The organism is Cohnella sp. SGD-V74, from assembly GCF_003001675.1.
Taxonomy (GTDB): Bacteria; Bacillota; Bacilli; order Paenibacillales; family Paenibacillaceae; genus Cohnella.
Genome location: NZ_PVYW01000020.1, coordinates 76,108 through 101,646, shown reverse-complemented (window position 1 = coordinate 101,646; position 25,539 = coordinate 76,108). Strand labels below are relative to the sequence as shown.

At 59.1% G+C, this 25,539-nt stretch carries 21 protein-coding genes; 18 read left to right on the top strand and 3 right to left on the bottom strand.

All coding sequences use genetic code 11. From position 1 onward, the window contains the following. Positions 1-67 precede the first annotated feature (67 nt). The 4 genes from B0G52_RS26490 to B0G52_RS26475 all read left to right on the top strand — a co-directional run bounded on the left by B0G52_RS26490 (position 68) and on the right by B0G52_RS26475 (position 4,509). The gene (locus B0G52_RS26490; protein ID WP_094048914.1) at positions 68-1,768 is read left to right on the top strand and encodes an ABC transporter substrate-binding protein; all 1,701 of its coding nucleotides are present in this window, start codon (positions 68-70) and stop codon (positions 1,766-1,768) included. Positions 1,769-1,877: 109 nt separating this feature from the next. Beyond that, positions 1,878-2,798 (top strand): ABC transporter permease, encoded by a 921-nt coding sequence (locus tag B0G52_RS26485; protein WP_233163080.1) that lies wholly within the window; start codon positions 1,878-1,880, stop codon positions 2,796-2,798. Between the two features lie 14 nt (positions 2,799-2,812). After that, on the top strand, positions 2,813-3,730 hold the full coding sequence (locus tag B0G52_RS26480; RefSeq protein WP_094048912.1) for a carbohydrate ABC transporter permease: 918 nt from the start codon (positions 2,813-2,815) through the stop codon (positions 3,728-3,730). A gap of 29 nt (positions 3,731-3,759) precedes the next feature. Beyond that, positions 3,760-4,509, top strand: coding sequence for a metallophosphoesterase family protein (locus B0G52_RS26475; RefSeq protein WP_094048910.1), 750 nt, complete (start codon positions 3,760-3,762; stop codon positions 4,507-4,509). 86 nt (positions 4,510-4,595) lie between these two features. Here the strand turns inward: B0G52_RS26475 and B0G52_RS26470 are convergent, their stop codons facing one another. Continuing rightward, positions 4,596-7,478 (bottom strand): hypothetical protein, encoded by a 2,883-nt coding sequence (locus B0G52_RS26470; protein ID WP_094048908.1) that lies wholly within the window; start codon positions 7,476-7,478, stop codon positions 4,596-4,598. 126 nt (positions 7,479-7,604) lie between these two features. Between B0G52_RS26470 and B0G52_RS26465 the strand changes: the two genes are divergently transcribed. From B0G52_RS26465 to B0G52_RS26435, 7 genes are all read left to right on the top strand, one after another. Then, positions 7,605-8,489 (top strand): AraC family transcriptional regulator, encoded by an 885-nt coding sequence (locus tag B0G52_RS26465; protein ID WP_094048906.1) that lies wholly within the window; start codon positions 7,605-7,607, stop codon positions 8,487-8,489. A 147-nt stretch (positions 8,490-8,636) separates the two neighbouring features. After that, complete coding sequence (locus B0G52_RS26460; RefSeq protein ID WP_233163078.1) at positions 8,637-9,290, top strand: GntR family transcriptional regulator; 654 nt, start codon at positions 8,637-8,639, stop codon at positions 9,288-9,290. 64 nt (positions 9,291-9,354) lie between these two features. Continuing rightward, positions 9,355-10,332: a sugar kinase gene (locus B0G52_RS26455; RefSeq protein WP_094048902.1), complete on the top strand. Its 978-nt coding sequence runs from the start codon at positions 9,355-9,357 to the stop codon at positions 10,330-10,332. 38 nt (positions 10,333-10,370) lie between these two features. Further along, positions 10,371-11,030 carry a bifunctional 2-keto-4-hydroxyglutarate aldolase/2-keto-3-deoxy-6-phosphogluconate aldolase gene (locus B0G52_RS26450; RefSeq protein ID WP_094048900.1) on the top strand — a complete coding sequence of 220 codons (660 nt, stop codon included), beginning with the start codon at positions 10,371-10,373 and terminating at the stop codon, positions 11,028-11,030. A 774-nt stretch (positions 11,031-11,804) separates the two neighbouring features. Further along, a complete protein-coding gene (locus B0G52_RS26445; protein WP_094048898.1) occupies positions 11,805-12,821 on the top strand; it encodes an ABC transporter substrate-binding protein in 1,017 nt (338 codons plus the stop codon). Between the two features lie 15 nt (positions 12,822-12,836). Further along, positions 12,837-13,865, top strand: coding sequence for a FecCD family ABC transporter permease (locus B0G52_RS26440; RefSeq protein ID WP_094048896.1), 1,029 nt, complete (start codon positions 12,837-12,839; stop codon positions 13,863-13,865). Between the two features lies 1 nt (position 13,866). Further along, a complete protein-coding gene (locus B0G52_RS26435) occupies positions 13,867-14,838 on the top strand; it encodes a FecCD family ABC transporter permease (RefSeq protein WP_094048894.1) in 972 nt (323 codons plus the stop codon). A 135-nt stretch (positions 14,839-14,973) separates the two neighbouring features. Here B0G52_RS26435 and B0G52_RS26430 read toward each other — a convergent pair whose 3' ends face one another. Both B0G52_RS26430 and B0G52_RS26425 read right to left on the bottom strand, forming a co-directional pair. Further along, positions 14,974-15,255, bottom strand: a complete 282-nt coding sequence (locus B0G52_RS26430; protein ID WP_094048892.1) for a toxin-antitoxin system YwqK family antitoxin — start codon at positions 15,253-15,255, stop codon at positions 14,974-14,976. A gap of 42 nt (positions 15,256-15,297) precedes the next feature. Continuing rightward, positions 15,298-16,728: an aminotransferase-like domain-containing protein gene (locus B0G52_RS26425; RefSeq protein WP_233163076.1), complete on the bottom strand. Its 1,431-nt coding sequence runs from the start codon at positions 16,726-16,728 to the stop codon at positions 15,298-15,300. A 252-nt stretch (positions 16,729-16,980) separates the two neighbouring features. Between B0G52_RS26425 and fur the strand changes: the two genes are divergently transcribed. From fur to B0G52_RS26390, 7 genes are all read left to right on the top strand, one after another. Continuing rightward, positions 16,981-17,463: a ferric iron uptake transcriptional regulator gene (gene fur, locus B0G52_RS26420; protein ID WP_094048888.1), complete on the top strand. Its 483-nt coding sequence runs from the start codon at positions 16,981-16,983 to the stop codon at positions 17,461-17,463. A gap of 245 nt (positions 17,464-17,708) precedes the next feature. After that, complete coding sequence (locus B0G52_RS26415) at positions 17,709-18,728, top strand: ABC transporter substrate-binding protein (protein ID WP_158223879.1); 1,020 nt, start codon at positions 17,709-17,711, stop codon at positions 18,726-18,728. Positions 18,729-18,961: 233 nt separating this feature from the next. After that, on the top strand, positions 18,962-20,074 hold the full coding sequence (locus B0G52_RS36505) for an ABC transporter ATP-binding protein (RefSeq protein WP_094048884.1): 1,113 nt from the start codon (positions 18,962-18,964) through the stop codon (positions 20,072-20,074). Then, the gene (locus B0G52_RS26405; RefSeq protein ID WP_094048882.1) at positions 20,071-21,765 is read left to right on the top strand and encodes an ABC transporter permease; all 1,695 of its coding nucleotides are present in this window, start codon (positions 20,071-20,073) and stop codon (positions 21,763-21,765) included. The genes B0G52_RS36505 and B0G52_RS26405 overlap by 4 nt, the downstream gene beginning before the upstream one ends. Before the next feature lie 31 nt (positions 21,766-21,796). Next, on the top strand, positions 21,797-22,576 hold the full coding sequence (locus tag B0G52_RS26400) for an inositol monophosphatase family protein (protein ID WP_094048880.1): 780 nt from the start codon (positions 21,797-21,799) through the stop codon (positions 22,574-22,576). A gap of 284 nt (positions 22,577-22,860) precedes the next feature. Then, the gene (locus B0G52_RS26395; protein WP_158223878.1) at positions 22,861-24,549 is read left to right on the top strand and encodes a cache domain-containing sensor histidine kinase; all 1,689 of its coding nucleotides are present in this window, start codon (positions 22,861-22,863) and stop codon (positions 24,547-24,549) included. After that, complete coding sequence (locus B0G52_RS26390; RefSeq protein WP_094048876.1) at positions 24,546-25,361, top strand: response regulator transcription factor; 816 nt, start codon at positions 24,546-24,548, stop codon at positions 25,359-25,361. Before B0G52_RS26395 ends, B0G52_RS26390 begins: the two co-directional genes overlap by 4 nt. Positions 25,362-25,539: the final 178 nt, after the last annotated feature.

Below are 25,539 nucleotides of genomic sequence, written 5' to 3'. Positions count from 1 at the left end.
TTCGTTATGATAAATTTGTAGGCGCTTACAACAAAATTCATTCCATTCTCAAGGGGGAACAACAAACATGAAAGGCTCTCATACTCGTTATTTCGCGCTAGCTCTGGCCACGGCCGTCCTGTTGGCCGGATGCGCCAAGGACAATGGCGCTCCGTCCTCCGGCAGCGCTGCGCCCGCCTCCGCCTCGCTTTCGGCGGAAAACTCCGCTCCACCGGAACTTCAGCCGGCTACATTCACGTACTTCAACGCGGCTTCGGCCGGCAAGGACGGCAATACGAATGAAACGACGCTTGGCAAAATACTGGAAGAGCAGACCGGCGTCAACTTCCGTATCGAGCATTTGGTCGGCGATTTGAACACGAAACTGGGCGTCATGCTCGCCGGTGGAGATTTGCCTGACGTCGTCGTACCGGACGCCGGCATTGACAAAATGCTGGACGCCAAAGCGTTCATTCCGCTCAATGAACTGTTGGAGCAGTACGGCCCGAACCTGAAGAAGCTGTACGAGACGTATTGGGACCAACTGCCGGCGGAAGACGGCAACATCTACATCATTCCATTCGCTGCCAGTAAAGGGTTCGTTCCCGACATGTACCAGCCGGGCGCGTTCTACATTCAGCGCGGGGTACTGAAGGAGTTCGGGTATCCGAAACTGGAGACGCTGGACGAATATTTCGACCTGATCAAACGCTATAAAGAGAAATATCCGCAAATCAACGGCGGAAGCACGATCGGATTCGAGGCGCTGACCGACGACTGGCGGTTTTTCACCCTTACCAACCCGGCCGCGAACCTCGCCGGTCTGCCGAACGAAGGCGAGGTGTACGTCGACATGGCGACGAAGCAGGCGCACGTGACCGGAGACACCGAGTTCACTAAGCGTTGGCTGCAGACGCTGAACAAAGCGAATGACGACGGCCTGTTCGACAAGGAGTCGCTGGTCGCCAAATACGATCAGTATATCGCCAAGCTGTCCGGCGGACGCGTGCTCGGATTTTTCGATTACGGCTGGCAGATTACGCCTGCGGTGCAAAATTTGCTGCAGACCGGTGACGATGATCGCATGTACATGGGCTTCCCGCTTGTACTGGATAAAGGGGTGCGGGAGCAATACATGGACCCTCCGGTATTCGCGACCAATCGCGGCATCGGCATCACGACGAGCGCGAAGGATCCGGCGCGCATCATACAATTTTTCGACAATATGGTCAAGGAAGAGAACCAGAAGCTGCTCTTCTGGGGCGAACAGGGCAAGACGTATGAGGTGGATGATAAGGGCCGATTCTACAGGACGAAGGAGCAAATTGAACAGAGGGATCCGGAATTTCAACAATCTTACGGTTTCAAGTACTTCAGCTACTATTGGCCGATGGGCGCCGGATTGTACGAGGACGGCAACGCCTATTTCCCGGACCGTCAGCCGGAAGTGATCGCGGCCAGCTATTCGGAGGGGGACAAAAAAATACTGGAAGCCTATGGCTTGCAGGTATTCACCGACGTGTACCATGAGCCGGCGGATGTGGAGGAGCGCAAGTGGTATCCGGTTTGGACCGCGGCGAAGCAGCAAGGGTCGCCGGAGCAAATGTTCGAGCAGAAGAAAATGGATTTGCAGCGCAAGTGGTTCCCCAGGCTGATTCTGGCCGAGCCGGATAAGTTCGAAGCAATGTGGGAGGAGTATGCCGCGCAGTTCCGCAAACTTGACGTGAAGACGTATGAGGATTGGGCGAACGGCGTCATCCAGGATCGTCTGGCAGGGAAGAAGCGGTAAACGCCGACCGCTCCATCAGAGGCTAACAGTAGAAGAAAGAGGAGAGGGGAGGCCAGCGGGACTGAGGACCGCATGGTCTCCCCGACCATTTGGGCAGGAGGAAGAGGGAATGTCCCGCAAATCGTATATAGGCAGACTGATGGATCAAAAGACGCTGATGCTGATGTCCATCCCCTTTGTCATTTGGCTGTTCATATTTCGCTATCTTCCAATCTGGGGCTGGACGATCGCTTTCCAGCATTATCGGCCCGGAACGGGATTGTGGGAGCAGAAATGGACGGGGTTGGACAATTTTAGGCTGCTGTTCCAGGAGGAAGCGTTCTATCTGGTTATGCGCAATACGCTGGCGATGAGTTTGATTAATTTGGTGCTGGGCTTTGCCACGGCGATTACGTTGGCGATTTTGCTGAATGAACTGCGCAGTGTGCTTTTCAAGCGGGTTGTGCAGACGATCAGCTACTTGCCCCATTTTATATCCTGGGTTGTCGCCTCCAGCATTATCGTAACAGCGTTGTCGATCGACAGTTCCGGCATTGTCAATCTGATTCTGATGAAGCTAGGGCTGATTAACGAGCCGATTTTATGGCTGGCCGAGGGGAAATATTTCTGGGGCATTTTGGGCGTGTCGGAAGTTTGGAAAAACGTCGGCTGGAATACAATTATTTATTTGGCCGCCATTACCGCGATTGACCCGGCCCAGTACGAGGCAGCGGAAATCGACGGGGCCAACCGGATGCAGCGTATTTTGTACGTAACCTTGCCGGGACTTAAGCCGATCATCGTCCTGCTGCTCATTATGAATATCGGCAACATTTTGGAATCCGGCTTCGAACCGCAATATCTGCTCGGCAACGGGCTAACGGCTGATTATTCCGACAATCTCGATATTTTCGTCTTAAAGTACGGCATTGCGATGGGCAATTTCTCCTTCGCGACCGCAGCAGGCGTATTTAAAACGGTTATCAGCATCGCGCTGCTGTTCGGCGCTAATTATATGGCCAAGCGTTTTGGCCAGGAAAGACTATTCTAGGCGGTGTATCGCATATGAAGCTGACATCCAGAACCCGGACGGCAGGCGATATCCTGTTCGATATCGGCAACGTGGTATTTATGATCGGTCTTATGGTCGTAACGCTGTACCCGTTCGCAAATATGCTGGCGGTGTCGCTCAACGACGCCATGGATGCCTCTCGGGGCGGCATTTTCCTCAAACCGAGAGTGTTTACTCTGTATAACTACGAATACGTGCTGCGCGAAGCTTCGATCTTCCATTCGCTGATGATTTCGGTGCTGCGCACGGTCATCGGCACGGCGGTTGCCGTATTTTGCTCAGCGATGGTCGCCTACACGGTCAGCCGGCCGGAATATTTGTTGCGCAAGTGGGTGGCTCTGGCGTTTATTCTGACGATGTATTTTAACGGCGGGCTGATTCCGACGTATTTGCTGCATAAGGAGCTGCATCTGATCAACAGCTTCTGGGTATATATTATTCCCGGCATTGTCGGCGCCTTCAATATCATTATCATCCGTTCCTTCATTGAAGGCATTCCCGACGGTATTAACGAATCGGCTAAAATCGACGGTGCAGGCGACTTCAAAATTTTCATGAAAATTGTGCTGCCGCTCTGCACACCAGTGCTAGCGACTGTTGCATTGTTCGTCGCGGTATGGCAGTGGAATTCGTGGTTCGACGTGTTTCTCTACAACTCTTCCAATCCGAAGCTGAGCACGCTGCAGTATGAACTGATGAAAATTTTGCAGACCGCTAACGGATCGTCAACGCAGGCGACCATCGGAGATGTGCTTGGAGGAAATCAGCGCGGAGTCGCGGCGAATCAGGTGACGCCTACATCCATCAGGGCGACGATGACGATTGTCGCCAGCCTGCCTATCATTCTCGTCTATCCGTTCTTGCAGAAATATTTTGTCAAAGGCATGACGCTTGGCGGGGTGAAGGGGTAGGCTGAAGGAGAAATAAGGAGCGACGATCGATGAAAGCATTGATTATCTCGGACATTCATGCGAACATTTGCGCTCTCGAAGCGATATGGGAACAAGAAAAGGATAGCGATATCGTGTACTGCGCGGGAGATTTGGTCGATTGCGGGCCGTTCCCCAAGGAGACGATCGCCTGGATGGACGCGCATCGGGCCGTATGCGTCAAAGGGAATCACGATCAAGCGGCAATCGCCGCTTGGAAGAAGACGCGGCAGCCGTTCTTCGATGGCGCCGGCGAAGGAAAGCGATCGTGGCTGGAATGGAATGCAGCGCAATTAAGCGAGGAAGAGATCGCCTTCCTGGAGCAGTTGCCCGAAAAGCACGTATTTGAAATGGATGGGATTCGATACAGCATGCAGCACAGCTACAACGGTTACGCCACGATCGAGAGCCGTCATCAGTTCGAGCAATTCTGGACGGAGCAGACGGGTGACCGAATGGGGGCGGAACAGGATCGTCCACGTCGACTTTTGTTCGGGCACACCCACTATCAGGCGGTTCATTGGCTGGGCGATCGCGAGTTGTGGTTAAATCCGGGGAGTTGCTCCTATCGGGCGAACCGGTACAGGGGAGAGCGTTTCGTGCCGGACGAACCGGACAAAGCGGCGCAGTACATGACGATAACGGATGGTCTCATCCGGTTCAAGCGCGTACCGTATAACCGCAGGGAACTGCTATCCGCCGCTATGGGCGGAAGGCTGGGGGAAGAGTACACGGAGCAAGCTTATCTTTTTTTCGGATAGCAGAAAAGAGCATGGCAGCCGGAAGCCTTCGCGAATCGATTCGCGAAGGCTTCCGGCTGCAGTGCCACGTTAGACGAGAAAGTGGATTAGTCTGGTATTCGTATGACGGTTTGGTTCAACGACCCGGCCGTCGCGGGGAAACAGAGTCCGCTGCCCTGATCGAGCACGAAATATTCCAAATCCCCGTCTCCGCCAGGAATCTCGGCCCGATATACGCCTCGGTTGACATGCTCAAGCGGAATTCGGCGGTAGCCGCCTTCGCCCATCGACCGCCAGTGAACGGCTGCCCCGTCGGGACGCACTCCGAGAAACAGGACGGTCAGCTTCAGCGTCTCACCCCGATCCAGCAGGGTTCGGACGGTCGGCACGATCATCCGCGGCTCGCCCGAGTAGGCGGAAGAAGGCCGGGCGTCCGGCGGCAACGACCGGCCGAGCAGTTTCTCCAGCCGCTCTCCGTCGCGAATCATGATCCGGTACAGCGCCTGTTGTTGCGTGTTGGCGACCGTGCCTAACTCGCCGGGGGTGGAGACGGTCGCCAGCAGATGGCGATTCACCTCGGCGACGAGTTGGACGAGCCTAAGGCGAATCGGCAGAAGCAGCTCGGATGCCAACTGTGCTCGGAAGTGCGTGTTGGCCGCAGCTTCCACGCGCTCCATCGCCGTTTCGTAAGCGCCAAGCTCGCAGCCGATGCGAGCGGCGCCTCGAAGATAGCGGAACTGGTGCAGCCAATAATCGAAGCGTTCAAGATTTCCGGCTCCGACGACACGCTCCCGTAGCGCTTCGAGCCGCTCGAGGAACGTATAATCAAGCGCGACAAGTGCCCAAGGTGAACGATTGGCAGCGATCGTGCTGCCCGGTCCGGTCACCCATACGACCGGGCGGGGCAGCGCGCCGTCCGCGGCGGCGAACAGCTCGGCGATGTCGTCAGCCGCTTCCGGGCCGAATCTGGCGACGGCCCAATCGCGATAGAAGCCGCTGACCGGCAGATGGCGCTTGCGCACGTCGATTTTCTCCAGGTCCGCCTCCCAGCCTTCCCCGGCTGCTCCGCCGCAGTTGATCGTGCGGACGTAGACATCTCCGAGCGCCGGATCGGCTTCGTACGGCCGTCCGACGACTTCGATTGCGCATAGGCAGCTTTCGCCGCCGATCGGCCGCAGCGTCAGCCCAAGCAAACCGTCGACGACCTGGATCGGGATCGTCAAGTGGAACGAACGGTCTGAGGCAGCGGCTTCGGGCAACTCGACGATTTGCGAGACGGCCTGGCCTTCCGACTGGCCGTAGACGGACAGCTTGACCGCGCACTGCCCTCGCGCATCGTACGACCATGCCTTCAGGAGCAGGCGGACGCGATAGAAGCCGCCGGGAATGCGCAGACGGTAGCCTTCAGTACCGATGCGCCCGGTCCGGCCGAGCTCTCCGCCGCCCGCATCCGGCAGCAGGACAGGCGAGCCGCCGACGGCGCCTTCGCGGCGGGGATCGCCGTTTGGCGCTTCGTCGTTCGTATTCGGAGGGGTCCACCCGGCCTGGGCGAGCGCGGCCACGGCCGGGTCTATCGTCCTCGTACGCCAGTGGATGCCCATGAGACCGCTGCAGCCTAAGCGGTTGGCATCTGCCGCGTCGCGAAGCGTTCGGCCCGCCCAGAGCTGGGGCATGATCAGCGCTGGATCGTCCTCCAGCCAGGGGATTGCCCATTTCGGCCGGTTGCTGATCGCTCGGAAGCCGTCGTCGATAAATTCGAACCCGAATTGTCGGTTGATGCAACTGAACGGCATCGACCCGGGAAGCAGCCGGTCGTACAGCGCTCTGTCCTGCTGCGGCCCGAGCACCCAGCCGCAGGTCGCCAGCTCGAAGCCGGCTCGCACGGCTTGCGCGGCCTCGGCGGCGGCCGCGATGTCGCGGAGTGTCGCCTCCGACTCTTCCATAGTGTTGCCGTTCCAGGTCCAGCTCTCCGGCGTCCATAGCCAGTAATAATCGAGCGAGTGCGTATGCTTGATACGGGTGAACATGCCTTCGTACAGCCTGCGGATCGTTCCCGCATCGTCCGGGTCGAGTCCACGCTTCAGCAAGCGCCGCCGCAGCTTGTCCGGAACGGCGAGCGGCGTCTCCGTGCCGAGGCACGTGCGGACGCCAAGTGTGCGCGCCCATCCGAAAGCGCTGGCAAGCAGCTTGCCAAAGCGGTCGAACAGCTCGTTCTCGGCCTGTTCTTCGGGCGGCCAGGGTGTCATGCCGCACATATAGGGCGCGCCGTACGAATCTCGGTCGAACAGCTCGGCCGCGCCGTCGAAGTAGCTTCCCGCAGACCGCGGAGCGAATCCCCACACTTCGCTGTCTGTCGTAAAATGGCGGGCAGGGTAACTCGTCGTGACGCGGGAGTCACCGTCGCCTGCGTCTTCGGGCAGGCCGATCCAGACGCCGGGCTCTGCGTTGTAGGATAGAGGGTCGGGCTGTTTCTCGGGGTAGTTGTGCAGACCGAAAAAGTTCATTCGCAGTTTGGGCAGTTGCGCGATGACCGCTTTGTAGTCGTCTTCGGACCACCAGTCCGGCCCTTCGGGGAAGTCGTGGAAGGGAAGAATACCCCGCAGCTCGAAGCACGGCGTTCCGGATTCATGCAACTCCGGCAGCTCGAACGGAATCGGCCGGTCTGGAACGATGTCCCCATGCAGAGAGAAGCGGACGCCAAGGTGCTCCGCGACCCGGTAGGCCGCGTACAGCATGCCGCCGTCGCGGCCGCCATGGACGTGAATCCAGCGGCCGCCATCTGGCGAGGAGCGGGTGACGATGCGGTATTGCTGCGGCTCGCCATCGTGGGCGACGGCGTATCCGTTCGCTTCCGCAGGCGGCTCGTCCGCCTGCACCAACGGCAGCAGCCGCGAGGTGCGCAGGTAGATGTATCTTCTGAGCTCGCGGGCGGCGAGCCGCTCTTGAACGGAGGCGTCGATTGGGTACAGAATGACAGCGTTGCGGATCATAGAAGCAGCATCCTTTCCATATATCATATGAAGTTACTTTTACTGTAGGGGACGAAGGCACGTGGGACAATGAACGGATGGACGAAGATCGTGCACTATTTTCCGGAATAGAAGGGGGAATCGTTTATGGCGGCAGAACCGCAATGCGAGGCACAGCACATTCATCCTTACGTGATCTATGCAGGGTGGCTGAACCGGGATAACTGCCCGCCGGAGGGCATCGCCTTCCCGCCGCGCACGACGAGGTGGTACGAGCTTGAGCTGATCGTCTGGGGCCAAGGTCGGATCGACACGATGGGCATTCACTCGGAGACGTTCCGGGGCAGGCTATTTTTCCGCAGGCCGGGCATGCGGGTGCAGGGCTTTGCGCCCTATCATTCTTATTTTATTTTGTTCGATCTGATCCGCGATCCGAACAAGCAGAATCTGTATGAGGCGGATGAGATGGGGCAACTGTACGGCGTCGAGGGGACGGAGACGGCCGGCGCTGCGGCAGCGGCTGTCGAGGCGTTTCCCGGCATCGTCGATACGATGGACAGCGACGTGTGGGAACGGCAGTGCGACGACTTGTATCGGGAGTTCGCCCGCAGCGGGCGGGAGGATCAGCTGTTCTTGAAGACGGGGGTACTGCAATTGCTGCTGCAGTTGCGTCAGGAGACGTTGTCCCGGCACGCCCCGTCTCCCTCGCCGCATCATGCGGCGATTCGCGCTGTTCAGGCGGCAATCGATGGCAATCCTGCGGAGCGCTTCACGCTGCCGGAGCTTGCCAGACGGGCAGGAATGAGCCGCAGCCTGTTCGGCAGCCATTTCACCGCGGTCGTCGGCGAATCGCCGATCACCTACGTCAATCGCGCCAGAATCCGGCTGGCCAAGCAATATTTGCTCAGGTCGGACGGAAGCGCGAAGGAAATCGCCTATCTGTGCGGTTTCGAGAACGTCAACTACTTTTTTCGGACGTTTAAGAGATTGACCGGTATGACGCCGCTCAAATATCGCGAACGCGCGTTTTGAGGCGGATTAGGCGTAACCGAAAGCGAAGCGCTACAAGTGATGGTCGAATTGACGCCAAAATGATCGATCTGCTATACTCGTCCTATCGATAAAATTATCGATAATCTTATCGATAACATAAATGAGGGATGCGCCATTTCGTTTCGATTGGACGAACGGGGAACTTCGCTGAGCGAGCAAGTGTATTTGGGTTTGCGGGAAGCGATCGTCAGGGGGGAGCTCTCGCCGGGCTATCGGCTGCTCGTGCTGGAGATCGCCAACGCTCTGGGCATCAGCCAGGCTCCGGTCAGGGAAGCGATGGAGCGGTTGAAGCAGGAAGGGCTGCTCGTCGGCAAAGCCAACAAAGGCTCGATCGTCGCCGAGATCAAGCAGGAGGAGATCGAGGAGCTGTACGATTTGCGGGAGCTGATCGAATGGGATGCTGTGCGCAAGTCGATTCCGCGGCTGGACGAGGAAGATTTCCGGAAGCTGTCCGACATCTACGAAGGTATGGTCCGGGCGGCGCGGGAGGACGACTTGTTCGGGTTCATCGATCTGGATATGGCCTTCCACGGCTACTTCTTCGAGAAGTCGGGCAATCGGACGATTCTCCAGATTTGGCGGCAGATCGCGGTGAAGCTGAAACGGTTTCTGGCCATTACGAACAAGCTTTATTTTCCGGACCTGATGTCGATCGCCGTCGGCCACACGCCGCTGATCGAGGCGCTGAAGACCGGAGACGAGGATGAAATCAAGCGGCTGTACGTGCTCCATATGAAGGAAGTCTGGTGGAGAATGGGGCGCAACAAGCAGATGAGCTAGGCCGGTTGAACCCAGATACGCCGAAGTGATGACCAAGTATAGAACTTTCGGGGAGGCAGGAGCAATGAGCGTACACAAGGAAGCGGAAGAAGCGGCATACCGTCCCGAGGTGGTGACGTTCGGAGAGACGATGGGACTGCTCATTGGCGGGCCGAAAGGCATCGAGCACAGCGCCAGCCTGGACAAGTCGTTCGGAGGCGCGGAGAGCACCGTCGCGATGGGATTGGCCCGGCTCGGGCACCGGGTCGGCTGGTTCGGCCTGCTCGGCGACGATCCGATGGGGCGTCTTATCGTGAAGACGATCCGCGGGGAAGGCGTCGACGTCTCCCGGGCCAAGCTGGCAGCCGACGCGCCGACCGGACTGATCTTGCGCGAGCAGCTTGCCGGCAAGATGTCGGTCTATTATTACCGGAAGTTTTCTGCGGCGAGCCGGATGAGGCTGGAGGATCTGGACGCGGAGTACATCTCGCAGGCCAAGTTTCTGCATTTGACGGGCATTACGCCCGCCCTTAGCCCGAACTGCCTGGAGACGGTCCGCGAAGCGATCCGCATCGCCAAGGCCAACGGGGTGAAGGTGGTGTTCGACCCGAATTTGCGGCTTAAGCTGTGGGGGCTCGATGAAGCCAGGAAGACGCTGCTGGAGTTTGCCGAGGAGGCGGATTACTTCCTTCCCGGACTCGACGAGTTGAAGCTGCTGTACGAGACGGACGATTTCGACGAGATCGTCGGCCGGTTGAGACGGTTGAAAGCCCAGTCGATTCTCAAAGGCGGAGACGACGAGACTTACGTGATCAAGCCGGACGAGGTCGTTGCCGTTCCTTATTTCAAGGCAAAGCATTTCGTCGATCCGATCGGGGCCGGGGATGGCTTCTGCGCCGGGTTCCTGTCCGGAATATTGCGCGGATTCGATCCGGTCGAGGCGGTGCGGCTGGGCAATCTGGTCGGCTCGCTCGTCGTGCAGATGGTCGGCGATTGGGAAGGCTTGCCGACCCGCGAGGAAGCGGACGCCGTATTGAACAATAAAGCTCATGTGGAACGCTAACTAATCATACCCAAGGGACAGGAAAGGCGGAAAATCGGATGAAGAAGCTTCAAACGATCCAAAGCATAGTCGAACAGGGCGTCGTCGCCGTATTGCGCGGCAAAGACGCGAACGAAGTCGCCGAAATGGCGGAACAGGCGATCGCCGGCGGCATTAAGGCGATCGAGATCACGATGACGGTGCCGTCGGCGCTTAAGGCGATCGAGAAGCTGGCCGCGAAATATTCCAGCACGGCGAGCGATCCGGACAAGTTCGCGATTATCGGCGTCGGCACGGTGCTCGATCCGGAGACGGCGCGCGCCGCCATTCTGAGCGGCTCCGAATTCGTCGTCGGCCCGTCGCTTAACCCGGCGACCGTCGCGCTGTGCAACCGGTACCGGATTCCCGTGATGCCGGGCGTCATGACGATCAAGGAAATCCAGGAGGCGCTGGAGCTGGGCGTCGATATTGTCAAGCTGTTCCCGAGCACGACCCCGTCGGCGATCAAGGCGATCAAAGGCCCGCTGCCGCAAGCGAACATTATGCCGACAGGCGGCGTAACGCTGGACAATGTCGGCGAGTGGATCGCAGCCGGCGCGGTTGCCGTCGGGATCGGCTCCGACCTGACGAACGAAGCGGCCAAGAAGGGCGATCCGAGCCTGATCGCAGCTCGCGCCGCCCAGTACGTGCAGGCGTTCAAGGCGGCCAGAGGGCGGTAAGCGGGCTGAAGTTGCCCCTTGATCGATTGCGGCGACCAGCCTGCAAGATTCACCGAGCGTTATAGAGATGAGAGCATGGGACCTGCCTGCCGATTGATACGGTTCGGCAGGTTTTTGGCGTTGTCGCCGGGGAGCGGGGAATAAGCCTTCGGGTCGCCGTTAATAGTGGGAGGAGAAGGATGGTTGGGTGAGGAAGGTGAGGACCGACGGCGGAAGACAGCGGCAGGGGAAGGGAAGCGGGAAACAGACCCATTTTGTCTGGTTATACGGATTATGGGCGGCTGGTGGATGAACGTCGAGGTACTTTTTTGTCCTCGGGGCTGCGGCCTCGGTTGCGCGGAGGCACTTTATTGGCCTTCATCACGCAGCATGGGGTTGAGGCCCTGAGCTTCGAGGCACTTTTTTGGCCTCGGGGCTGCGGCCTCGGTTTCGTCGAGGTACTTTTTTGGCCTCGGTCCTGCGGCCCCGGTTTCGTGGAGGCACTTTATTGGCCTCGACCCTGCGGCCCCATTCCCGTCGAGGCACTTATTTGGCCCCGGCCCTGCAGCCCCCGCTCACGCGGAGGCACTCTTTTGGCCCCGCCCCTGAGCCTCGTTCGAACCTCCGACCCGTGCAGACGATCCTGCGTAACGGTGAAGGCCATGCGAAGCAGGCCACACAAAACTGGATGGAAGCTAGTTTTGCAAACTGGATGGTGCCAAAGGCGGCTCCCTTCGCTACAATCTGTAATTGATAATAATTATCATTTTCGATTGGAACGAGGAGGAGCAAGGAATGAACAGGAAATGGTCGATCATCGTTTTTATGCTGTTGTTTATTATAACGGCAACAGGGTGCGGGGCGAGCAATAACGGACAGCCGTCCGCCGAAGCGCCGAACGGTACGGAGGCGGCTTCCGGGGCGGAGACGCCGACGTCGGAGTCCGCGCCGGTTGAATCGGAGCAGACCGCGGCGGTATCCGTGGAACACGAATGGGGAACGTATCAGGCGGAAACGGTTCCTGCACAGATCGTGACGCTGGATTTCTCTTTTATCGATACATTGACCAGTCTTGGGGTTAAGCCGGTGGGCAATGCGGGCGTCGGCACGACCAAAATCCCCGAATACTTGCAGGATCAAGTGACGGAAGCCGATGCGGCGGATGTCGGGGAACGCAAGGCTCCGAATCTGGAAGTCATCCAGTCTCTGAAGCCGGATTTGATCATCGCCAGCGTGGATCGTCACAGCATGATTCGCGGCGAGTTGGAAGGCATCGCGACGACGGTAGCTTTCGACGACGTCAGCTACGACCAGGTGCTGGACAACGTGCGGAGTATTGCCAAGATCTTGGGCAAGCAGGAGGAGGCCGAGCAGGTCGTGACCGGACTGAACGAGAAGATCGCCGCCGTCAAGCAGCGGATAGAAGGCGCTCCGACCATTCTGGTCGCCGGTTTGTTCGATGATACGTTTACGGTATGGGTCAAGGATTCGTTCGTAGGCTCGCTGCTTAGCCAAGTCGGGGCGGATTACGCTTTTAACGGAGAAAAGGACAACCTGGAAGGCAAGGGCGAAGGGGTACATATGACGCTCGAGCGGCTCCACGAGATCAATCCCGACTACATTATGCTGTACGGGGACAGCCCGGATAAGCTTCAGGCCAATCCGCTGTATCAAGATTTGAAATCGGTCAAGGACGGCCGCTTCATCGTCGTGGATCGCAACCTATGGGCGCGGGGTCGCGGTCCGATCGCCGCGAGCAAAATTCTGGACGAGACGCTCGCCGCGCTGGCGGCGGATTCCGCATCCAAGTAAGGAGAGAAACCGGGCATGGGCGCAAGCATGGGACATAGACGGCCGAATTCGCGTCCGGCCACCCTCCGGTGGGCGCTGGCGGCAGCGCTGCTCCTGCTGTTCGCAGCAATCGTCTGGCTGACGTTGACTTATCGGGTAAGCGGCTTGGATTGGCGCACGTTGCTGTGGCCTTCGGGCAACCTGAAGGACGAACTGGCCGCCTATACGGTCTGGCATGTACGCGCTCCGCGGCTGTTATTGGCAGCCTCGCTGGGAGCGGCGCTGGCCGTGGCCGGCTGCCTGCTGCAGGCGATGACGCGCAATCCGCTGTCCGATACCGAGATCATCGGCTTGAACCAAGGGGCTGCGTGCGCCGCGGTAGTCGCTCTGCTGCTGTTCGGCGGCTCCGACAGCTCGCTGGTCATTCTTCCCGCCGCCCTGTGCGGCGCTGCGGTCAGCGGAATTCTCGTCTATTGGCTGGCGCGCTTCGGAGGCAGCGACGTGTCCAGGCTGGTGTTGTCCGGCGTGGCGATCAGCGCCTTTATGGGGTCGCTCACGACCGGCATTATTTTGCTGTTCGAGACCCGGCTGATGGAAATCGTCTATTGGATGGCCGGCAAGCTGTCCGGAGCAAATTGGTCGGACAACCGTTTGATCTGGGGGATCGGCGCGCCGGTTCTGGCCGGGGCATTCCTGCTGTCCGGAAGGCTCAACCTTCTTGCGCAGGGCGACGAGGTGGCCGCAGGGCTGGGCGTGAACGTGGCGCGCACCCGCGGGCTGCTCGGCCTCATGGTCATCCTGCTGGCGGGCAGCGCGGCGGCGGTGGCCGGACCGATCGGCTTCGTCGGCCTGATGGTGCCGCACATGGCCAGAAGGATCGTCGGCATCGATCACCGCCGGCTCATTCCCGCGTCCGCGCTGCTGGGCGCCGCTCTGCTGTCGGCGGCGGATTTCGCCGCGCAGTGGATTTCCTATCCGGCGGATATTCCGGTCGGCATCGTCACCGCTTTCCTCGGCGTGCCGTTCTTCCTCTATCTGCTTCGCCGCAACAAGGAGGAACGCTGAGATGAAGAAAGCGCGCTTTGCATCGACGGCCGTCGCTCTGCTTCTCTTGCTGCTTGTCATCGCTTCGCTCAGCCTGCGCTTCGGCGCGGTGTCCGTATCGCTGTCGGACATCGTGAAGGAGCTGCTCGGCGGCGAACCGCTGGTGCTGAAGTATCGCTTGCCGAGGCTCGCGATCGCGGTGCTGGTCGGCATCAATATGGCTGTGTCGGGAGCGATCCTGCAAGGCATCACGAGAAATCCGCTGGCGGCGCCGGACGTGGTCGGCGTATCCGCCGGAGGCGGCTTCGCGGCGGTTATCGTTCTGCTGCTGTATCCCGGCTCCGGCTCGCTGCTGCCGGTTGCGGCGTTCGTCGGAGCGGTCGCGGCAGCGGTTATCGTCTATATGGCGGCGTATCAGCGCGGAGGCGTTCGACCGCTGCGTCTGGCGCTGACCGGGGTGGCGGTATCGACCGGTTTTCAGGCGATGATTACGTTCCTGATCGTCAAATACGCGCTGTCCTCGTCCCAGGCGCTCATGTGGCTGAAGGGCAGCCTGTACGCTCGCTCCTGGCAGCACGTGGAGCTGCTGTGGCCGTGGACGCTGGCGGGCTGCGCGCTGGCGCTGCTCGGAAGCCGCCACCTGAACGCCCTGCAACTGGACGAGCAGACGGTCAGAGGCATCGGTATGAAGGTTCAGGCCGCGCGGCTTGTGCTGCTGGCGACGGCAGTCGGTCTGGCCGCAAGCTCGGTGGCGATCGCCGGCACGATCGGCTTCGTCGGCCTGGTCGTTCCGCCGCTGGCCCGAAGGCTGGTCGGCTCCGACAGCAAGCGGCTGCTGCCCGTCGCGGCCCTGCTCGGGGCCGCGCTCGTCTCGCTGGCCGACCTGCTCGGCCGGGTGGCGCACCCGCCGCTGGAAATTCCGGCCGGCATTCTGACCGCGCTGATCGGCGCGCCGTATTTCGCATACGTGCTGTTCGTCCGCATTTCACGGTAACGGCATAGAAGGCGCAGCAGATCTGTGATCCGCCCCCCGCAAGGGAAAGTCGCCATCGTGTCATTCAATCGATTTTTCGCGAGCTTCCGAAGGCGCGAAAAATGTGCCGTCCTCGGCCTTGTCCGCGGGGACGGTTTATTTTTTATCGCGATTGGTCGTTTTGTATTTGTTTCCCTTGTTGTCGTAGGTGATCCATTCGCCGACGGGTTCACCCTTGTCGAAATATCCTGAACGTTTTAAAGTTCCGTCCGTACGATACCATTCCCAGTAGCCGTCCGGAACATCGTCGACCATTTTTCCTTTCGACCAGATCGTATTTCCGTTGGCGTGGTATTTGATCGTCAAACCCTCGACCACTTTCATTTCCTTTTCCTGGACGCCGTTAGGATGGATCAAATCGCATTTTTCCTTTTCCATTATCTTACCTCCCTGAAATTGAAACGGTTCCGATATGTCGGCCTACTCCGCGACGGAGCGAATAGCCTCGGCCAGACGAGCGATGCCCAGGTCGATCTCCTCCACGTTGGGGCGGGCATAGGTGAGGCGCATGTAGCCGGCTTCGGCTCCGTAGAGGCTGCCCGGTACGAAAGCGACCCCGCGTCCGAGCGCTTCGTCGAGCAGCCGGCTGTCGTTAACAGAAGCGTTTATTTTGCACCAAAGATGCAGTCCGCCCTCCGGAAGAGAGAAGCGAACGAGCTCGGGCACCTCGCGCTCCAACGCTTCGGCCATCAAATCCCGTTTGTATATCAACTGCTGCCTAAGCCGCTCAATGTGAGGGGCAAATTGTGGCGATGAGATGAACCGCGCCGCGATCTGCTGCGGGATAACGCTGAAGCCGAGGTCCATCTGGCGCCGGGCATCGGTCAGCCGGCGGATGACGGATTGCGGAGCGACGATCCAGCCGATGCGCAGACCCGCGGCGGCGATCTTGGAGAAGGAGCCGATATACAGCGTGTTCGACGCCGCATCTTCGGCTTTCAGCGGCAGAGGGGCGTCGTCGGCGGTCAGGCTGTGCGGATCGTCCTCGACGACCGGGAGGCCCAATTCGCTTGCCGTCTCCAGCAATCGGCTTCTTCTGCCGGGATCGAGCACCGTTCCGGTCGGATTCTGATAATTGGGATTGACGAAAATCATTTTGATCCGGTGGTTGCGGTGCAGCGTTCGTATCCCTTCCGGGTCCACGCCCCGCTCGTCGACCGGCAGACGGTACAGGCGAAGACCGGCGGATTGGAACATCGACAGAGAACGGGTGAAGGAGGGCGTCTCGACCGCCACCGCGTCCCCGGGCGACAGCAGGCATTGCGTAATCAGGTAGAGCGACTGCTGGGAGCCGCTTGTAATGAGCACCGAAGCTTCCGTCGTTCGAATGTTCCTGTGCGATCCGAGGAACTCGGCCAGCGCCTTCCTTAACGGGGGAAAACCTTGCCCGCCGTCATAGCCTTCCTCGGGAGGGTAGGGGAGGCTTCTCATAATCTGCCCGATCTCCCGATCGGGAGACAGATCGACGGACAGCTTGCCGCTGGCAAAATCGATGATGGACGGGTCGCGGGCAAGATTGTCGCGGATCAGACGCAGAAACGGCAAATTGGGAAGGAAGCTTCCGCTCTCGGCATAACGATGCCATTCGGGCGTGCGGCTTTCCGCGGCTGCGGAATGGACGGAGCCGACGATCGTTTTGCTTCCCGGGATGGATTCGATGAAGCCGTGCGAGCGCAGTTCCGCATAGGCCTGCACGGCGGTGCTGCGATTCACGCCGAACTGCCGGGCCAGCTTGCGTTCGGAAGGCAGCGGGCTGCCCGGGGGAAATTCCCCTCCGGCGATTCGTTCCTGCAAATGTTCGGAGATCTGGAGGTAGAGCGGGAGGAGGCTTTGGCGGTCGGGTTTCCACACGGTACACACACCTGCTTCGTTCATTCTGGAGGCGAGCCGTACGCGGACTCGCGATGCGCTTAAATCTTACCATACGAAGTTCTTGTCGTCACTTTATGGACGTTCGCGCCGATCGTTTTGTAGAGAAACCATAAGCGTATAATAATGCGATTATGGAAAATGATGGCGTTTTCTTTGATTTTTTCGCCCGATTTCGCTATGATGGGAAAGTAACGACAAATACCACTCTAATGAAGCGGAGGTGTCCATAGGATGGATATCGTGGAGCAAATCGACAAAATCAATCGGCAGTTGACCGTGAACGGATACAAGCTGACGCCGCAGCGCGAGATTACGCTAAAAGTGCTGCTGGAGAACGAGAGCGATCATCTAAGCGCCGAAGATGTGTTCATGCTGGTGCGACAGAAGTTTCCGGAGATCGGCTTGGCTACGGTATACCGGACTTTGGAGCTGCTCGCGGAATTGCATATCGTGCAGAAGATGAACTTCGGAGACGGCGTCGCTCGTTTCGACCTCAGGCAGGAGGGGCACGATCATATGCATCACCACCTCGTCTGCAAGGTATGCGGCGCGCTGGAGGAAATTCAGGACGACTGGCTGCTCGAGCTGGAGCAGCGCGTCGCCAGCGAATACGGGTTCAAGGTCACCGACCATCGTCTTGATTTCATGGGCGTCTACCAGACTTGCAAACACGACAGCAAAACGTGCAAGAGAACGGGGAAAGCCGTTTCTTAAGCAGCGAAAATCAAACCTGTCAGCCGCTTCGTCGCGGTTGGCAGGTTTTTTTGCGTCCCACGCGGGGCTGGCGGAGAAGTGGCGATACTATGGGCATGCAAGTCGGCAGAGAGGATGGCGAGCGCAGTTCTATGCGATGGTAAAAGTGTGCGAATTTACAAACAAAAGTGCCGGATTGTTACGTTGTGACTGCAATGAAAGCGCTTTACAATGAACATGTAAATCAAACAAGGGAGGACATCGGGATGAGAAAGAAATGGGCGGGAGCACTGGCCGTACTGCTGGCGGGGAGCGTAATCGCGGCAGGTTGCGGTTCCGACGGCAAAGGCAAGGAGGGCGGAAAATCGGATTCGCTGACGCTGTATTATTCCCACGCGGCGGATTGGTCCGATCCGATCGTGAAGGAGTTTCAGGAGAAGACCGGCATCACGGTCAACCTCGTCGGCGCCGGCACGGGCGAGCTGATCGCCAGAATCCGCGCCGAGAAGGAAAATCCGCTGGGCGACGTGCTGTGGGGCGGCTTCGTGGACGGTTACGCGGTTGTCGACGACCTGCTGGAGCCGTACAAGAGCACCGAGCTCGACAGCCTGATCCCCGAGGCGAAAAGCCCGAACAACACTTGGTACGGCTTTAACCTGGAGCCGATGGTCATCATCTACAATCCGAAGCTCGTGAAGGAAGAGGAAGCGCCGAAGAGCTGGGAGGATCTGACCGATCCGAAATGGAAGGGCAAAATCGCGCACGCCGATCCGGTCAAGTCGGGTTCTTCGTTCACAGCCGTCGTCAACATGATTTTGTCCAAGCCCGATCGCGATCAGGGAATGGATCTGATCAAGCGGTTCGTCGACAATCTGGACGGCAAGCTGATCAGCAGCTCCTCCGGCACGTTCAAGGGCGTCGCGGACGGCGAATACAGCGTCGGCGTAACGTACGAGCAAGGCGCGCTGAAATACGTCGAATCCGGAGCCGATCTGGAGATCGTCTATCCGTCCGACGGCAACACGCTGCTGACATCCGGCCTCGGCATCGTCAAAGGCGCGAAAAACATGGAGAACGCCCAGAAGTTCGTCGACTTCCTGCTCAGCAAGGACGTTCAATCCCATATCGGGGACATCTACCGCCGCACGGTTCGGACGGACTTGCAGGAGCCCAAGGGCATGGTTCCGCTCAGCCAGCTCGTGAAAGTCGAATACGACATGGAATGGGCGATCGCCAACAAAGAGATGATCACGAAGAAGTGGAAGGAATTTGTGGTCGGCCAGTAATAGTAATCCAGCAACCCATATAGGTTGAACCAATGAAAGGCAAACCGATTGCATTTCGAAAGGGATGGCTTTGCCGGCTTCAGACAAGTTGTTTTGAGTTGCTTGGATCGATAAGACCTTCATAGGTAGGCAACTCAAAGCCAAAAGGCGCGGGCAAAACCATTCCCTTTCTCCATTTCATGGGGTCTGTCCTTGACGCATCCTTGGTTCAACTACGAGACAGGAGTGATCAGATGAGCCACAGCGTAACCTTCCGCAATCTGACGAAGAGGTACGGAGACAACACGGCGGTAGACGGCATTGATTTTTCCATTAAAGAAGGCGAATTTTTCACCATTCTCGGCCCGTCGGGCTGCGGCAAAACGACGCTGCTCCGCATGATCGCGGGCTTCAATTCGATCGAAGACGGACAGATTCTGTTCGACGACCGGGTCATGAACGACATTCCCGCTTACCAGCGAAATATCGGGATGGTGTTCCAGAATTACGCCATCTTTCCACATATGACGATTCAGAAGAACGTAGCGTACGGGCTAAAGGCGCGCAAGCTGCCGAAGGCGGAAATTGCGGATCGGGTCGGCGACATGCTGAAGCTGATGCATATCGAGAAGTACCGCGACCGGGATCCGTCCCAGCTCAGCGGCGGGCAGCAGCAGCGGGTGGCGCTGGCGCGGGCGCTCGTCATCCATCCGACGATCCTGCTCATGGACGAACCGCTCAGCAACCTGGACGCCAAGCTGAGAATCGACATGCGCATCGCCATCAAAAAGATTCAGAAAGATCTGAACATTACGACGATCTACGTGACGCACGACCAGGAGGAAGCGCTGGCGATGTCCGACCGAATCGCGGTCATGAACGCTGGCGTCGTCGAGCAGATCGGCACGCCGCTGGAAATCTATTCGAAGCCCGCGACCGCGTTCGTAGCCGGCTTCATCGGCACGACGAACTTCCTGGACGGCACGCTGTCCGGTGCGGGCAGCTCCGCCGTCACCGGCGTCCCGGGTGCGGGCGAGCCAGCTGTCGTCAAGGTCGAAGGTGTCGGGACGATTCCCGTCGGCGCCAGGAAGACGGCGTCCGGGGAAGTCCGTCTCGCCATCCGTCCTGAGGACATCCATCTGGCCGAGCCGAGCGAAGGCGAACCGCAAGGGCGCGTCACGCTCGTCACGTTCCTCGGCGACTACATCAGCTACGAGGTCGAGCTGGGCGGCGGTCAGACCGTAGAGGTGAACGAATACGCCAAGGATACCGAAGTGCTTCGCTCCGTCGGCGACCGGGTCGGCATCCGCTTCAACCTCGGCAAGCTGCATCTGTACCGTCCCGGCACGGGGGAGGCGATCGTATGAGCAGCCCTGCGATCGGACCGGCAATCGGGCAGGGAGGAACGCGCAGAAGGTGGAGGAAGCCGTCGTTCTGGATCATCGTCAGCCTGACGCTGCTTGCGCTGATGATTGTGTTTCTCGTCTACCCGTTCTCCTCGCTGTTCCTGAAGAGCTTCTACCACCCGGAGACGCACCGGCTGAGCTTCGTGAACTTCATCGACTTTTTCACGACGCCCTATTACTTCAACACGCTTAAGCACAGCTTGACGGTCTCGGCGCTGACGACGGTGCTGGCGACGCTGATCGGCGTTCCGATGGCCTACATCATGACGAGGTTCAACGTGTGGGGCAAATCCGTCATCAACATCATGATCGTGCTGAGCCTGCTGTCCCCGCCGTTCATCGGTGCGTACTCGTGGATTTTGCTGCTCGGGCGCAACGGCTTCGTGACGAACCTGTTCGAGAAAATCGGCATCGTGCTTCCGACGATCTACGGCTTTCAAGGCATGCTTCTCGTGTTCACGCTGAAGCTGTTCCCGTTCGTCTACATGTACGTTTCCGGAGCGCTCTCCAATATGGACAGTTCGCTGGAGGAGGCGGCAGAGAATCTCGGGATGTCCCGCATCCGGAAGCTGCTGACGCTGACGTTCCCGGTCATCGTGCCGTCGATCAGCGCCGGCGCGATCGTCGTCTTCATGACCTCGCTCGCCGACTTCGGCACGCCGCTGCTCATCGCGGAAGGCTACAAGGTGCTGCCGGTCGTCGTCTACGAGGAGTTCATGAGCGACATCGGGGGCGACGTCTACCTGGCCAGCACGCTGAGCACCGTCATCGTCCTGTGCGCGCTGCTCGTGCTGTTCGTCCAGAAGTATATCGTCTCGCGCAAAAACTATCGCATGAGCGCCCTGCGCCCGCCAGCCGTGCAGAAGCTGAAGCTGGGCAAGCGCTCGCTGTTGACGGCAATTGCCTTCGGGGTGTCGCTGCTGGCGGTCACGCCGCAGATCGTCGTGTTCATCACGTCCTTCATCAAGACGCGCGGCCCGCTGTTCGTGAGCGGCTTCAGCCTGGACAGCTACAGGGCGATCGGCTTCAAGCTGTCGAAGAACATCGCCAATACGTTCTACTTCGCCAGCATCGCCATCGTCATCATGGTCGTCGTCGGCTTGCTGCTGAGCTACGTCGTCGTCCGCAGGAGATCGGCGCTGTCCTCGCTGCTCGACTCGCTGGCGATGTTCCCGTACGTCATTCCCGGCTCCGTGCTCGGGATCGGGCTCATTACCGCCTTCAACAAGGCGCCGCTCATTCTGACCGGAACGGTAACGATCATCGTCGTGTCGTACGTTATCCGCAAGCTGCCGTTTATTCTGCGATCGAGCACCGCGATTTTGTACCAGATCGATCCGAGCATTGAGGAAGCGTCGATCAGCCTTGGCGTTCCGCCGATGCGCACGTTTTTCAAGACGACTGCGGTGCTGATGCTGCCCGGGCTGTTCTCCGGCGCCATCCTCAGCTGGGTACAGACGATCAACGAGCTCAGCTCCACGCTGATTCTGTTCTCGGGCAAGACGGGCACGATCTCGGTCGCGATTTTCACAGAAATATTCAAGGACAGCTTCGGCACTGCGGCGGCGCTGGCATCCATTCTGTCGGTGGCGACGGTCGTCTCGCTGATCATTTTCAATAAATTTTCCGGCGGCAGAAGCGTTATGATGTAGAGGTGGACATCGGAGGGAGAGAGAACGAACTATGGAACAACTGATGGAGAAGACGATCGCCTGCGTGCGTGCGGCCGGTGAGATCGTTCGCAATGGGAGCAAAGAGCTTAGCGTCGAGGAGAAAGGGTTCGCCAATTACGTCACGAATATCGACTTGGCGGTGCAACGGGAGCTGAACGGGGCGTTATACGCGCTGGAGCCGGAAGCGGAGTTCATCTCGGAGGAGAACGAGACGAACGACTATGCGACACGGAAGGCGAAATGGATTCTCGATCCGATCGACGGCACGACCAATCTGATCCACGGTTACCCGCACGTCGCGATTTCCGTCGCGTACGTCGGATTGGAGCGGCGCTTCGGCATCGTCTACAATCCGTTTAACGGGGAGCTGTTCACCGCGCTGTCCGGAGCCGGGGCACGGCTGAACGGGGAGCGGCTGTCCGTATCGCGCAATGCCGCGCTCGGGGACTGCATCTTCGGGTTCGGCTTCCCGTACGAGCGGCAGGTGTCCGCGCCCAGGATGTTCCGCGCGGCGGAGAAGGTGTTCGCCGCCTGTCAGGACCTCAAGCGCAAGGGACCGGCGTCGCTGGACCTGGCCTACGTGGCGGCTGGCCGAATCGACGGCTACTTTGAGGTCGACTTGAACGTGTGGGACGTAGCGGCCGGGCTGATCCTGCTGGAGGAGGCCGGAGGACGGGCTTCGGATTGGCAGGGCAAGCCGCTGCCCGAAGCGCTGGACAAGACCGCGCTGATCGCGACGAACGGACTCGTGCACGACGAACTGACCAGGCTGATTCAAGCCGCCGGATAAACGCTCCGGCGTTCCGCTGCCAGGCGTTAACGGTTGCGCTTCTTCTTGCGGATACGTTATCCTGCTAATAGAAGACAGCGGACGACCAATTACGTTCGACAGCCAAGAATCGCCTAGGGCGTGTATGCAAACCCGCTCAGGGGCATCTATCACCGCCCCTGCTGCGTCACTTTTGCTTGACGTACCTCCGGTACGCCTTCACAAAAGTTCCTTGCATGGAACGAAAATTCGGCCATATCTGCGATCCTCGGAGTATGCATACACGCCCTAAGGAGATCATCCGCATGAGGAAATCGTTAAGCTTCTACAACAAGCTGCTTATTTTCTTCGTTCTGGTCGGCGTCATCCCGCTGCTCATCATCGGGTCGATGACGTACGGCTTCTCGAAGCGATTTTTCCTCGAACAGTACCGCCAGCAGCTTCACGGCAAAGTGGCGGGAGCGGCGGAGAGGTTCGACGCGCTTGCGGAGGAATACGGCGGCATCATGAATACGATCGGCGAGCTGCCGGAAGTGCGGCAGGCGCTGCTCGGCGGCAGCGCCGAACTGAAGAAAAACGTCGAGCAGCGCATGCATCTGCTGCTGGCAGGCAAGAAAAACAAAGCGGCCATTTACATGATCAACGCCGACGGCAGCGTCCACTATTCGACCCGGGAGCTGCCGTCGATCTACAATCCGGCGAAGTACCGCGGGTGGGGCATCTTCCGCACCGCCCATGAGGCGGAAGGCGAGATTCGCGTGTATCCGCACGCGTACGACAGTCCCCAAGGGGACAAAGTCGTGCTCAGTCTCGTTCAGACGCTGCATTCGTCGTCCGGGGAGCTGCTCGGCTACCTGATCGTCGATTTTCCGCGGGCTTTGATCGCCGACATCGTAAGCGCTTACGACGCTCCGTTCGCGATGGACTTCGTCGTGCTGGACAGACATGCCTACACGGTGATCCATACGAAGCAGCCCGAGAGGGAAGGGACGCTGGAGCGCGAGCCCGGGGAGATCGGCAGCGGCCACCTGCTGCAGATCGTGCCTTCGGAACGGCTCGGCTTGTCCGTCTACGGCTATTCTCCGGCGGCGATCGTGGAGCAGAGCATGGGGTTCATTCAGACGCTGTTCGCCGTTGCCGCGGCAGTCAGTCTCGTCATCTGCCTCTGGTTCGCCTATAAGCTGTCGAAATACGTGTCCAAGCCGATTTTCGAGCTGGCGCACTCAATGAAGCGCATCTCGATGGGCGATCTCTCGGTTCGGATCGAGTCCCGACGCGTCGACGAATTCGGCATCGTGGCCAGCGGCTTTAACGCCATGGCGACGCAGATCAAGGATCTGATCGCCAGCGCCAAGGACGAGCAGCGGCGGCTTCGCGTCGCCGAGATCAAGGCGCTTCAGGCGCAGCTGAATCCCCATTTTATCTACAACACGCTCGATCTGATCAAATGGAACGCCAAGATGAACCAGACGAAGGAAATCAGCGGCATCGTCGTTCAACTCTCCAGGCTGCTGCGGGGAATGATTCACGTGGACGACGAGGAGACGACGCTGGGCGCGGAGATGGAGCTGATCGAGCACTATTTGTATATTCAGCGCATTCGGTTCGCGGATCGGCTGCGCGTCGACATTCGCATCGACGACGATGCGCTGGACGCCGTCATCCCCCGGCTGCTGCTCCATCCCCTCGTCGAGAACGCGATCGTGCACGGCTTCGAGAACAAGGTCGGCAGCGTCGATCTGAGCCTCGTCTGCCTGAGGCGCGGGGACGAGCTGCATCTGGAGATCGCGGACAACGGCATTGGGATGGACGAAGAGACGCTGGCCGCCATTCGCGAGGGGACGCATCACGGCGGCATCGGGATCAGCAACGTGCATAACCGGATTCGGCTTTATTACGGGGAAGCCTACGGGCTCGACATCGAGAGCGAAGCCGGAGTCGGCACCCGGGTATCGCTGCGGATTCCGTATCGCCGGAAGGAGGAGACGGCATGATCAAAATCATGGTCATCGAGGATGAGCAACTGCTGCGCAAAGGTCTGGTCATGACGACGCCATGGCACGATTACGGCTGCGAGGTGATCGGGGAAGTGGGAGACGGGCTGGAAGGCGCGCGGTTGATCGGCAAGCTGCGTCCGGACATCGTCATCACCGACATCCGCATGCCGGGCATGGACGGCATCGAGATGATGCGCAAGGTGCGGGAGACGAGCGATACGGAGTTTATTCTCATTACCGGCTTCAGCGATTTCAAGTACGCCAAGGCGGCCGTAGACCTCGGGGCGCAAGGCTTCATTCTGAAGCCGATCGACGACGCGGAGCTGGACGCCGTGCTGGCGAAGACGGTGGAGGCGGTCGGCCGCAAGCGGAAGTACGATCTGGCGCTGCGGCGGGAACGTTCGGCGGAGAGCGTCGGCTTGCCCGGCAAGCTGACTCCCGGAGGCGGCGCGAAGCCGAACGACCGGTATTTGGCCGAGGCGATCGCGTATATCGAGGCGAACGTGGAGCGCAACTTCTCGCTCAAGAACATCGCCGATCATCTGCATATCAGCGAAAGCTACCTGAGCAAGCTGTTCAAGAGCAAAACTTCGTATACGTTCCTCGAATACTGCACCAACTACCGGATCAAGAAAGCGGCTGAACTGCTCATGGACGAGCGGAACAAGGTGTACGAGATCGCAGACAAGGTCGGCTATCCCGACTCCCGCTATTTCAGCACCCTGTTCAAGAAACAGATCGGCCTGACCCCCACCGAATTCCGCCAATATTACGTCCCCGAACCCGCCGGAACGACACGAGAGCCGTAAGCGCACGCCGCTTGCGGCTTTTTAGAGCGCCATTCGAGAGACGCTGCTCGATTTTTTAGCACAACGCCCCCGTTAGAGCGCCAATTTGGGAGGCGCTACTCGATTTTTTAGCACAACGCCCCCGTTAGAGCGCCAATTTGGGAGGCGCTACTCGATTTTTTAGCACAACGCCCCCCGT

Coding starts and splice junctions, on each gene's coding strand:
- B0G52_RS26490 (WP_094048914.1), top strand. CDS start 68: ATGAAAGGCTCTCATACTCGTTATTTCGCGCTAGCTCTGGCCACGGCC.
- B0G52_RS26485 (WP_233163080.1), top strand. CDS start 1,878: ATGTCCCGCAAATCGTATATAGGCAGACTGATGGATCAAAAGACGCTG.
- B0G52_RS26480 (WP_094048912.1), top strand. CDS start 2,813: ATGAAGCTGACATCCAGAACCCGGACGGCAGGCGATATCCTGTTCGAT.
- B0G52_RS26475 (WP_094048910.1), top strand. CDS start 3,760: ATGAAAGCATTGATTATCTCGGACATTCATGCGAACATTTGCGCTCTC.
- B0G52_RS26470 (WP_094048908.1), bottom strand. CDS start 7,478: ATGATCCGCAACGCTGTCATTCTGTACCCAATCGACGCCTCCGTTCAA.
- B0G52_RS26465 (WP_094048906.1), top strand. CDS start 7,605: ATGGCGGCAGAACCGCAATGCGAGGCACAGCACATTCATCCTTACGTG.
- B0G52_RS26455 (WP_094048902.1), top strand. CDS start 9,355: ATGAGCGTACACAAGGAAGCGGAAGAAGCGGCATACCGTCCCGAGGTG.
- B0G52_RS26450 (WP_094048900.1), top strand. CDS start 10,371: ATGAAGAAGCTTCAAACGATCCAAAGCATAGTCGAACAGGGCGTCGTC.
- B0G52_RS26445 (WP_094048898.1), top strand. CDS start 11,805: ATGAACAGGAAATGGTCGATCATCGTTTTTATGCTGTTGTTTATTATA.
- B0G52_RS26440 (WP_094048896.1), top strand. CDS start 12,837: ATGGGCGCAAGCATGGGACATAGACGGCCGAATTCGCGTCCGGCCACC.
- B0G52_RS26435 (WP_094048894.1), top strand. CDS start 13,867: ATGAAGAAAGCGCGCTTTGCATCGACGGCCGTCGCTCTGCTTCTCTTG.
- B0G52_RS26430 (WP_094048892.1), bottom strand. CDS start 15,255: ATGGAAAAGGAAAAATGCGATTTGATCCATCCTAACGGCGTCCAGGAA.
- fur (WP_094048888.1), top strand. CDS start 16,981: ATGGATATCGTGGAGCAAATCGACAAAATCAATCGGCAGTTGACCGTG.
- B0G52_RS26415 (WP_158223879.1), top strand. CDS start 17,709: ATGAGAAAGAAATGGGCGGGAGCACTGGCCGTACTGCTGGCGGGGAGC.
- B0G52_RS36505 (WP_094048884.1), top strand. CDS start 18,962: ATGAGCCACAGCGTAACCTTCCGCAATCTGACGAAGAGGTACGGAGAC.
- B0G52_RS26405 (WP_094048882.1), top strand. CDS start 20,071: ATGAGCAGCCCTGCGATCGGACCGGCAATCGGGCAGGGAGGAACGCGC.
- B0G52_RS26400 (WP_094048880.1), top strand. CDS start 21,797: ATGGAACAACTGATGGAGAAGACGATCGCCTGCGTGCGTGCGGCCGGT.
- B0G52_RS26395 (WP_158223878.1), top strand. CDS start 22,861: ATGAGGAAATCGTTAAGCTTCTACAACAAGCTGCTTATTTTCTTCGTT.
- B0G52_RS26390 (WP_094048876.1), top strand. CDS start 24,546: ATGATCAAAATCATGGTCATCGAGGATGAGCAACTGCTGCGCAAAGGT.